A 10,853-nucleotide genomic window follows, 5' to 3' on the forward strand; every position below is an offset into this window, starting at 1 on the left:
AACGCCCGGTTACATTCCGAACCCGGAAGCTAAGCCTTACAGCGCCGATGGTACTGCAGGGGGGACCCTGTGGGAGAGTAGGACACCGCCGAACTTCTTTTAATAGAACTGGTCCCCTGAACTTCGGTTCGGGGACCAGTTCTTTTTTGTTGTGCGTCACTTTGCGTTCACGTTCCGCGACCACGATCCACAGCATGGGTACCGTGGGAATGCTCAGGGCCGCAGGCGTCACGGTCGGTGACGAGGTCATCGTGCCGGCCTTCGGGAACGTCGAGGTGACCGAGGCTGTGAGCCGGGCAGGAGGGACGCCGGTCTTCGCCGACATCGACCCGGACTCGTACTGTCTCGACCCCGCAGCCGTGGAGGCCGTCGTCACTCGGCACACGATGGCTGTCGTCGTCGTACACCGCTTCGGCCGGCCGGCCGACATCTCGGGGCTCCGTGCTGTCGGACAGAGGCATGGGCTGCTGGTGGTGGAGCAGGGGGAGTCGGAGACGCCGTACGGCGAGCTCGCGCAGCGCAGGCAGCGTGCCTCCTTCCTGGACTCGAAGTTGAAGGGTGTGTCGACCCCCGAGAGTGCGGCGGGGCATACGTACCAGCAGTACGTGGTGCGGGTGCCGGGTAATGGGCGGCCGGACCGGGACGCCTTCGCGCGGGCCGTACGGGGCAAGGGAGTTGAGTGCCGGGTGCCGGTGAAGACGCCTGTGCACCGGCTGCCCGGGTTCCGTCGCGACGTGCATCTGCCGGAGACCGAACGGGCCGCGGACGAGACGCTTTCGCTGCCCTTGGACGCGTCGTTGACGAGGCGGGAGATGCAGCGGATCGTCTCCGCGTGCAACGCGCTCGGTGGGCTGTTGCAGCCCGCGTTCTGAGCCCCGCCCTTCGATCACTTCCGTGGTTGGGCGCACGGGTCTGTTCGGGGTATGATCTATGCCGTTGCCACGAGGGAAACGTCGAAAAGGCAACAGGCCCCTATAGCTCAGTCGGTAGAGCGTCTCCATGGTAAGGAGAAGGTCAACGGTTCGATTCCGTTTGGGGGCTCCAGTGAAAAGGCCCCTCGCCCAATGGGCGAGGGGCCTTTTTCATGCCCTCGTGCCTTACGACTCAGTCCTTGTGGAGACCCGGTACCCGCATCGCCAGAATCGCCATGTCGTCGGAGGGAGCGTCGGAGGCGAAGCGTTCGACCGCGCGCATGATGCGGGCCGCGACCGCGCCCGCCGTGAGGCCTGTGCAGGTCGTCAGGACGTCGATGAGGCCGTCGTCGCCGAGCATGCGAGAGCCTTCGCGGCGTTCGGTGACGCCGTCCGTGACGCAGAGGAGGACGTCGCCCGGGTCGAGGGTGACTGTCTGCTCGTACAGCTCCAGGTCGTCCATGACGCCGAGGAGCGGCTGGGGTTCCGCGGCCGCTTCGACCGTGCCGTCCTGGCGGAGGCGGAGGGGCAGCGGGTGTCCGGCGCAGACGACCTTCAGTACGGCGCTGCCGTCCTCCTGGGGCCACAACTCGCCGTACAGAAGCGTCAGGAAGCGGCTGCGGGCGCCCTCGTCGAGGATCGCGGAGTTGAGGCGCTCCAGGACCGCCGGGCCGCCGAAGCCCTCGCGGGCCAGCAGGCGCAGCGCGTGGCGGGCCAGGCCCGTGACCGCGGCCGCCTCCGGGCCCGTACCGCAGACGTCGCCGATGGCGAAGCCGTACGCGCCGTCGCGGATCGGGAAGAGGTCGTAGAAGTCGCCGCCGACCTCGTTGCCCTCGCCGGCCGCGCGGTAGATGACCTCGACCTCGACACCGTTGATCTCGGGGAGTTCCGGTGGGAGGAGGCTGCGCTGGAGGGACTGGCTGATGGCCATGCGTTCCGAGTAGAGGCGGGCGTTGTCCAGGGCCAGTGCCGCTCGGCGCGAGAGGTCCTCCGCCAACTCCAGGATTTCCTGGCGGAAGTGTTCGTCCGTCGGCTTGCCCAGCGTCAGCATGCCGATGACGCGGTTGCGGGCGACCAGGGGGAGGACGACGGTCTCGCCGCCGACGGCCGCTGCCGTTGCCAGCGTCGTGCCGATGCCCGAGCTCACCGTCGCGGGCTCGCCCAGGCCCAGGCTGCGCATGGAGGTGCGCAGGGCCGCCTGGTGGGCCGCCTCCGCCGGGGCCGACCAGACACGGGCGCCCGGCGTGGGGATCGGGTCGGGCGGGGGGATCTTGGAGAGCAGGGCCTTGAGGCCGTCGATGCGATCCTCGTCCTCGTGGAGGACGTAGGAGAGATACGGCTCGGAGGCCTGGTCGGCGATCGTGTAGACGGCGCACCAGGTGGCGAGCGTCGGGATCGTCATCTGGGCCATGAGGGCCAGGGTCTGGTCGCGGTCCAGGGTGCCGGCAAGGAGGTCGGAGGCCTCGACGAGGAAGCTCAGTGAGCCTCGGCGCAGGCGCTCCAGTTCGCCCAGGCGGGCCGATTCGACGGCCAGGGCGATGCGGTCGGCGGCGAACTGGAGGCGCAGGGCCTCCTCGTTGGAGTACCGGCCCGGGGACTCGGCCGCGACGCCGAGGGAGCCCGTGAGGCGGCCCTCGACCTTCAGGGGGACCGTGACGACCGAGCGCATGCCCGTGCCGTCCAGGAGGGGTACGGCGCCGGGGACGGCCATGAGGTCGTCGTGGACGGCGGGCATACGGGCCGAGCCGTAGCGGCTGGGGCCCGCCTCGACCGGGACGCGGGCGAAGCGCTGGCGGGCCGAGGGGAGGCCGGTCGAGGCCCGTACCTCCAACTCCGTTTCGTCGTCGGTGGCGAGGAGGAGGAAGGCCGAGTCGGCGTCGAGCATGTCGCGGGAGCGTTCCACCGTGCGCTGGAGGAGGCCGTCGAGGTCGTCGGGGGCCGGGGAGCCGATGAAGACCTCGAAGGGGTCGGTGGGCTGGCCCTCGGACGCGGTGGTCGTGTCGGAGGAGGCCGCCGCACCGCGCAACGGGGTCTGGAGGACGGCGCGTTCGTGGTCCCGTACGAGAAGGCAGACCGTGGACGGCTCGCCGGCCGTGTCGCGGACCCGGAGGTGGGAGGCGTACACCGGGGTGACGCGGCCGTTGGCGCCGCGGATGCCGTAACTGCCCTCCCAGCGCGAGAGTTGCAGGGCCTCGGCGATGCCGGTGCTGGTGCCGGGGGTGTGCGGCCAGGCGGCGAGGTCGGTGAGGGGTTTGCCGATGACCTGCTCGGCGGCGTACCCGAAGATCTCCTCGGCGTCCTCGTTCCACGCGCTGATCGCGCCCGTACGGTCGATCTGGACGACGGCGACGCGGACGCGGCCGTCGGCGAGGGGGAGGAGGTTGGCGGGGAGTGCCGGGCCGGCCGTGCGGGTGCCCACCGAGCGGTGCGGGAGGTCGAGTTGGAACCAGACCTGCTTGTGCGTGGGCGTGTACTCCACGCCCCAGCGGCCGGCCAGGGCCGCGCACAGCTGGAGGCCGCGGCCGCCCTCGCGGTCGGGGCTGCCCATGTTGACCGCGGTCGCCTGGAGGGGGATCTCGCGCTCGGGGTATCTGTCGGCGACCTCGATGCGGACGCCGTCGTCGCTGCGCAGGCACAGCACGTCGGCGGATGTGCCCGCGTGCACCACCGCGTTGGTGACCAGCTCGCTGGTGAGGACCACGGCGTCGTCGACGATGTCGGCGAAGCCCCAGCCCTGGAGGGTGTCGCGGACGAAGGAGCGGGCGGTCGCGACGGATCGCCCCACGGGCTCGAAACTGGCGGCCGCGCGCGCGGTGATCACAGAACTCCTTGTCCGGTTCTCGACGTGCGGGCAGTCGTGTGTGGATTCGCGGCCGACCTGCTTCTGCCGAGGCAGAGGCTGGTTCTCCGTCGGCCGGGGATCCTGGGGGTGTCCCCCGGGATGCAGTCCGGTGGTCATAGGTGCGGCCGCCCCTCCGATGCCTGCCCGCTCTTCTCGTGCGCCACCGCCCAGGCCGGACGGGACCGGCATGGCTGGACAGCCGCATGCAAGGTTACTTACCTTCGCGGTCTGTGCGGATGCCGGTCACGTGTGTTTCCGCCCGGAGGGTGTGCGGACGGTGTGCGAAGCTGCCGAACTGTTATGGCCTGGTTCCGCCGGGGTGAAACACTGGGCAGGCTTGTAAGGAAGGTCCGGGCAGGTCGAGTGCCGTCCGTCTGTCCGGGCAGCAGCACCGGACGGTGCCGTGATGTCCGGTGGCAGCACGCACACAGCAGTACCTGATGTGCCGAGTGGTACGTGAGGACGCAGAGCAGTAGAGGTCGACCCCTGCGGGAGGGACACAGTGGAGTCTGGCGCAGCGACGCGGGGCACGAAGACGCGCGCGAAAGGCGGACAGTCCCTGAGTAACCGGCGCAAACCGCGCAGTGGCACCACAGAGGTGGACACGGCGGCCCTGGACCGGCTGCTGGCGGCCCTGGTGTCGATGCGTGACGGAAACTTCCGTAAGCGGCTGACGGTCACGGGCGACGATGTGATGGCCGAGATCTCGGCCGTCTTCAACGAGGTGGCCGACCGGAACATGCACCTGACCGGCGAGTTGTCGCGGGTGCGGCGCATGGTGGGGCGTGAGGGCAAGCTCACCGAGCGGCTGGAGTCGGGGGCGTGCGAGGGCTCCTGGGCGACCGCGATCGACGCCTCGAACGCGCTGGTCGACGACCTCGTACGGCCTGTTTCCGAGGTCGGCCGGGTGCTGTCGGCGGTGGCGGAGGGTGATCTGTCGCCGCGGATGGAGCTGCGGGCGCAGACGGCGGACGGGACCGGGCAGCCGTTGCGCGGGGAGTTCCTCAAGGTCGGGCGTACGGTCAACAATCTGGTCGACCAGCTGTCGTCGTTCACCGACGAGGTCACGCGCGTGGCCAGCGAGGTGGGCACCGAGGGCAAGCTGGGCGGGCAGGCGCGGGTGCGCGGGATGTCTGGGTCGTGGAAGGACCTCACGGACTCCGTCAACACGATGGCGTACCGGCTGACCGCGCAGGTGAGGGACATCGCGCTGGTGACGACGGCGGTCGCCAAGGGTGACCTGTCACGGAAGGTCACCGTGCATGTGGAAGGAGAGATGCTGGAGCTGAAGAACACCGTCAACACGATGGTGGACCAGCTCTCCGCGTTCTCCTCCGAAGTGACGCGCGTCGCGCGTGAGGTGGGCACCGACGGCATGCTCGGCGGGCAGGCGCAGGTGCCCGGCGTGGACGGTGTGTGGAAGGAGCTCACCGACTCGGTGAACACCATGGCCGGGAACCTCACGGCCCAGGTGCGCGGGATCGCCGAGGTGACGACCGCGGTCGCCAACGGTGATCTGTCGCGGAAGGTGACCGTGCGGGCACGCGGTGAGGTCGCGCAGTTCGCCGAGAAGATCAACCAGATGACCGAAACGCTGCGGATCTTCGCGGACGAGGTCACGCGCGTCGCCAACGAGGTCGGTGCCGAGGGACGGCTGGGCGGTCAGGCGAACGTGCCCGGGGCTGCGGGGACCTGGAAGGACCTCACCGATTCCGTCAACACGGTGTTCCGCAACCTCACCACTCAGGTGCGGGACATCGCGGCGGTGACGACGGCCGTGGCCAACGGCGACCTGTCGCAGAAGGTCACCGTCGATGTCGCGGGCGAGATGCTGGAGCTGAAGAACACCGTCAACACCATGGTCGACCAGCTCTCCGCCTTCGGTTCCGAGGTCACGCGTGTGGCTCGGGAGGTCGGTGTCGAGGGTGAGCTCGGCGGGCAGGCGCAGGTGCCGGGTGCGGCGGGAACGTGGAAGGACCTGACGGACTCCGTCAACACGGCGTTCCGGAACCTCACCGGGCAGGTCAGGAACATCGCCCAGGTGACGACGGCCGTGGCCAACGGCGACCTGTCGCAGAAGGTCACCGTCGACGTGTCCGGCGAGATGCTCCAGCTGAAGAACACCGTGAACACGATGGTGGACCAGCTGTCGAGCTTCGCCGACCAGGTGACGCGGATGGCCCGTGACGTGGGCACCGAGGGGCGCCTCGGCGGTCAGGCCCGCGTGGACGGCGTATCCGGTACGTGGAAGGAACTCACCGACTCCGTCAACTTCATGGCGGGAAATCTCACGTCCCAGGTACGGCAGATCGCCCAGGTGACGACGGCCGTGGCCCGGGGTGACCTGTCGCAGAAGATCGACGTGGACGCGCGCGGGGAGATCCTGGAGTTGAAGAACACCATCAACACGATGGTCGACCAGCTCTCCGCCTTCGCCGACCAGGTGACCCGGGTCGCCCGCGAGGTGGGCACCGAGGGCCGCCTCGGCGGTCAGGCGCAGGTGCCCGGCGTCGCCGGTGTGTGGCGGGACCTGACCGACTCCGTGAACGGCATGGCCGGCAACCTCACCGCGCAGGTGCGCAACATCGCGCAGGTCGCGACCGCGGTGGCCCGGGGTGACTTGTCGCAGAAGATCGGCGTGGACGCGCGCGGGGAGATCCTGGAGCTGAAGAACACCCTCAACACGATGGTGGACCAGCTCTCGAACTTCGCCGAGCAGGTCACGCGCGTGGCCCGTGAGGTGGGCACCGAGGGCATGCTGGGCGGGCAGGCCGAGGTGCAGGGTGTCTCCGGCACCTGGAAGGACCTCACCCAGTCCGTGAACTTCATGGCGAACAACCTCACCGTGCAGGTGCGCAGCATCGCCGAGGTCACGACCGCCGTCGCCAAGGGCGATCTCTCCAAGAAGATCACCGTCGACGCCAAGGGCGAGATCCTCGAACTCGTCACCACCGTCAACACGATGGTCGACCAACTGTCGTCCTTCGCCGAGCAGGTGACCCGGGTGGCCCGTGAGGTGGGCACCGAGGGCATCCTCGGCGGTCAGGCGCATGTGCCGGGTGTCACGGGCATCTGGAAGGACCTCAGCGGCAACGTGAACCTCATGGCCAAGAACCTGACCATGCAGGTGCGCAACATCTCCCAGGTCGCCGCGGCTGTCGCCAACGGCGATCTGACCCGTACGGTGACGATCGAGGCACGCGGTGAGGTCGCGGAGCTCGCCGACACCTTCAACACGATGGTGAAGACGCTGAGCTCGTTCGCCGAGCAGGTCACGCGGGTGGCCCGTGAGGTGGGCACGGACGGCATCCTCGGCGGTCAGGCGCATGTACCGGGCGTCGCCGGTACGTGGAAGGACCTCACCGAGTCCGTGAACGGCATGGCGTCCAACCTGACCGGTCAGGTGCGCAACATCGCGATGGTCACCACGGCCATCGCCAAGGGCGACCTGACCAAGAAGATCGACATCGACGCGCGCGGCGAGATCCTGGAACTCAAGACCACCATCAACACGATGGTCGACCAGCTGTCCTCCTTCGCCGAGGAGGTCACCCGCGTCGCCCGCGAGGTGGGTACGGAAGGCCAGCTCGGTGGCCAGGCGCGCGTGCGTGATGTCGACGGCACCTGGCGCGACCTGACCGAGTCCGTGAACGAGATGGCCGGGAACCTGACCCGGCAGGTGCGCGCCATCGCGCGCGTGGCCACCGCGGTGACCCGTGGCGACCTCAACCTGAAGATCGACGTGGATGCCTCCGGCGAGATCCAGGAGCTTCAGGACTACATCAACAAGATGATCGCCAACCTGCGCGACACCACGATGGCCAACAAGGAGCAGGACTGGCTCAAGGGCAACCTCGCCCGTATCTCCGCCCTGATGCAGGGCCGCCGCGACCTCGACGACGTGGCCTCGCTGATCATGAGCGAGCTGACGCCGGTGGTGACCGCGCAGCACGGTGCGTTCTTCCTCGCCCTGCCGCTGGTCGACGGCAAGGGCGTCGACATGGACGACCAGTACGAGCTGCGCATGCTGGGCTCGTACGGCTACTCCATGGGCTCCATGCCCACGTCGTTCCGGCCCGGTGAGGCGCTGATCGGGACGGCCGCCCAGGAGAAGCGCACGATCCTGGTGGAGAACGCGCCGAGCGGCTACCTGAAGATCTCCTCCGGGCTCGGCGAGGCGCCGCCGGCCCAGGTGATCGTGCTGCCGCTGCTCTTCGAGGGCAAGGTGCTCGGTGTCATCGAGCTGGCGTCGTTCACGCCGTTCACGCAGATCCAGAAGGACTTCCTCAACCAGATCGCCGAGATGATCGCGACGAGCGTCAACACCATCTCCGTCAACACCAAGACCGAGGTGCTGCTGAGGCAGTCGCAGGAGCTGACCGAGCAACTGAGGGAGCGGTCGGCCGAGTTGGAGAACCGGCAGAAGGCGCTGCAGGCCTCGAACGCCGAACTTGAGGAGAAGGCGGAACTGCTGGCCCGGCAGAACCGGGACATCGAGGTCAAGAACACCGAGATCGAGGAGGCGCGGCAGGTCCTGGAGGAGCGTGCCGAACAGCTCGCGGTCTCCATGCGCTACAAGAGCGAGTTCCTGGCGAACATGTCGCACGAGCTGCGTACGCCGCTCAACTCGCTGCTGATCCTGGCCAAGCTGCTCGCCGACAACGCGGACTCCAACCTCACTCCGAAGCAGGTCGAGTTCGCCGAGACGATCCACGGCGCGGGCTCCGACCTGCTCCAGCTGATCAACGACATCCTCGACCTGTCGAAGGTCGAGGCGGGCAAGATGGACGTCTCTCCGACGCGCATCGCGCTGGTGCAACTCGTCGACTACGTAGAGGCCACTTTCCGCCCGCTGACGGCGGAGAAGGGGCTCGATTTCTCCGTACGGGTCTCGCCGGAGCTGCCCGCGACGCTGCACACCGACGAACAGCGCCTGTTGCAGGTGCTGCGCAACCTGCTGTCCAACGCGGTCAAGTTCACCGACTCCGGGGCGGTCGAGCTGGTCATCAGGCCGGCCGGGGCGGACGTGCCCGTGGCCATCCGGGAGCAGCTCCTGGAGGCCGGTTCGCTGCGGGACGCGGACGCCGATCTGATCGCGTTCTCCGTGACCGACACCGGCATCGGCATCGCGGCCAGCAAGATGCGGGTGATCTTCGAGGCGTTCAAGCAGGCGGACGGGACGACGAGCCGCAAGTACGGCGGTACGGGGCTGGGGCTGTCCATCTCGCGGGAGATCGCACGTCTCCTGGGTGGCGAGATCCATGCCCAGAGCGAGCCCGGACGCGGCTCCACCTTCACCCTGTATTTGCCGCTGCACCCGAGCGAACTGCCCCCGCAGGGCTATGGGCAGCTGCCGCCCGCCCTGGCCGGGCAGCTGCTGGCGTCGGACGCGGAGGTGTCCGACGCCGCGATCGAGACGCCGGCCGAGGTGAAGTCGTACCACGAGACCCAGAACGGGGCCGCCGCGCTGTTCCGGCGGCGCCGCAGGGCGGTGACCGCGGGCGAGCAGCCGCCGGAGACGGCGGCCGGGCCCGGGCAGGCCCAGGAGCAGTGGACGGCCGGGCAGGAGGCGGTGGCGCAGCCGCGCCAGGGCATCCGGTTCGACGGCGAGAAGGTGCTGATCGTCGACGACGACATCCGCAACGTCTTCGCGCTCACCAGCGTCCTGGAGCAGCACGGGCTGTCGGTGCTGTACGCCGAGAACGGCCGCGAGGGCATCGAGGTCCTGGAGCAGCACGACGATGTGACGGTCGTCCTGATGGACATCATGATGCCCGAGATGGACGGATACGCCACGACGACGGCGATCCGCCGGATGCCCCAGTTCGCCGGCCTGCCGATCGTCGCGCTGACGGCCAAGGCGATGAAGGGCGACCGGGAGAAGGCCATCGAGTCGGGCGCCTCGGACTACGTGACCAAGCCGGTCGACCCTGATCATCTGCTGGGGGTGATGGAGCAGTGGATGCGATCGGAGTGACGGGAACCGACGCGGGTTGACGAAGGCTGGCGGGAACACGGAAGGTTTGTCGCGGAGTTGCTGACCGAGTGTGGCCGAAGCCGTGTAGAAGCGCGGGATTCGGGGAACCTTCTGGTCTCCCACCGCGTTTCTGCTACGTGCACAGTGACATCGCGGTGACAGGGTGTGGCGACGGGCGGGGTGCGGCTACCATGACCGGCACGAGGACGGGCGGCGCAAGGGAGTCGTCCCCTGGGGTGGTGCCGCGTGGCGTCACCCCAAGTCCTGAGGACAGGGGAGGCCCCAAGCCGGGGCGAGGAGGGCGGGCCATGGTGCAGAAGGCCAAGATCCTCCTGGTCGATGACCGGCCGGAGAATCTGCTGGCGCTGGAGGCCATCCTCTCCGCGCTCGATCAGACGCTGGTGCGGGCATCGTCCGGGGAGGAAGCGCTCAAGGCGCTGCTGACGGACGACTTCGCGGTCATTCTGCTGGACGTCCAGATGCCGGGCATGGACGGTTTCGAAACCGCGGCGCACATCAAGCGCCGCGAGCGGACCCGGGACATCCCGATCATCTTTCTCACCGCCATCAACCACGGCCCGCACCACACCTTCCGGGGGTACGCGGCGGGGGCGGTCGACTACATCTCCAAACCGTTCGACCCATGGGTGCTGCGCGCGAAGGTCTCCGTGTTCGTCGAGCTGTACATGAAGAACTGCCAGCTCAGGGAGCAGGCGGCGCTGCTGCGGCTCCAGTTGGAGGGCGGCAAGACGGGAACCGGCGGGGCCAAGGAGCCCTCGGGCGGCATCCTCGCCGAACTCTCCGCGCGGCTCGCGGCCGTTGAGGAGCAGGCCGAGGCCCTGTCCAAGCAGCTCGACGACGACTCGGCGGACGCGGCGGCCGTGGCGACCGCGGCCCATCTGGAACGCAAGCTCACGGGTCTGCGCCGCGCCCTGGACGCACTGGAGCCGGGCACGGGTAACGGCACGTCGTCGGTGCCTTCGCGGCACTAGTGTGATGCGCCAGAAATCTTCTGGGTTAGTTGGTGCCGTCTTTTTATGGCGCATCGAGGCCCTGCCGCTGTGGAGATCGTTCTTTCCGAGGACGAGCGTGTCGAACTTGTGCGCCGGGCGGGGTTGGCGGA

Annotated in this window: 4 protein-coding genes, 1 tRNA gene and 1 rRNA gene; 5 read left to right on the top strand and 1 reads right to left on the bottom strand. The window is 68.6% G+C overall.

Features of this window, described 5'->3' with window-relative positions; all coding sequences use genetic code 11:
• The 3 genes from rrf to ACWD3C_RS46670 form a co-directional block, all read left to right on the top strand.
• A 5S ribosomal RNA gene (gene rrf, locus ACWD3C_RS46660) occupies positions 1 to 94 on the top strand; the annotation flags it as partial.
• Positions 95 to 209: 115 nt separating this feature from the next.
• Positions 210 to 872 carry a DegT/DnrJ/EryC1/StrS family aminotransferase gene (locus tag ACWD3C_RS46665; protein ID WP_451154601.1) on the top strand — a complete coding sequence of 221 codons (663 nt, stop codon included), beginning with the start codon at positions 210 to 212 and terminating at the stop codon, positions 870 to 872.
• 96 nt (positions 873 to 968) lie between these two features.
• Positions 969 to 1,044: transfer RNA gene (locus ACWD3C_RS46670), tRNA-Thr, on the top strand.
• Between the two features lie 60 nt (positions 1,045 to 1,104).
• On the opposite strand, the gene ACWD3C_RS46675 is transcribed toward ACWD3C_RS46670, so the two are convergent.
• The gene (locus tag ACWD3C_RS46675) at positions 1,105 to 3,870 is read right to left on the bottom strand and encodes a SpoIIE family protein phosphatase (protein WP_451154595.1); all 2,766 of its coding nucleotides are present in this window, start codon (positions 3,868 to 3,870) and stop codon (positions 1,105 to 1,107) included.
• A 385-nt stretch (positions 3,871 to 4,255) separates the two neighbouring features.
• Here ACWD3C_RS46675 and ACWD3C_RS46680 point away from each other — a divergent pair, with 385 nt between their 5' ends.
• Together ACWD3C_RS46680 and ACWD3C_RS46685 are read left to right on the top strand one after the other, a co-directional pair.
• Complete coding sequence (locus ACWD3C_RS46680) at positions 4,256 to 9,730, top strand: HAMP domain-containing protein (RefSeq protein ID WP_451154597.1); 5,475 nt, start codon at positions 4,256 to 4,258, stop codon at positions 9,728 to 9,730.
• A gap of 308 nt (positions 9,731 to 10,038) precedes the next feature.
• Entirely contained in the window at positions 10,039 to 10,722 is a 684-nt protein-coding gene (locus ACWD3C_RS46685; RefSeq protein WP_451154599.1) for a response regulator, read from the top strand.
• Positions 10,723 to 10,853: the final 131 nt, after the last annotated feature.

It is taken from the genome of Streptomyces sp. NPDC002845 (assembly GCF_053591955.1).

Excerpts from the sequence above, each read along its gene's own strand:
- ACWD3C_RS46665 (WP_451154601.1), top strand. The coding sequence starts at position 210 with ATGCTCAGGGCCGCAGGCGTCACGGTCGGTGACGAGGTCATCGTGCCG.
- ACWD3C_RS46675 (WP_451154595.1), bottom strand. The coding sequence starts at position 3,870 with ATGACCACCGGACTGCATCCCGGGGGACACCCCCAGGATCCCCGGCCG.
- ACWD3C_RS46685 (WP_451154599.1), top strand. The coding sequence starts at position 10,039 with ATGGTGCAGAAGGCCAAGATCCTCCTGGTCGATGACCGGCCGGAGAAT.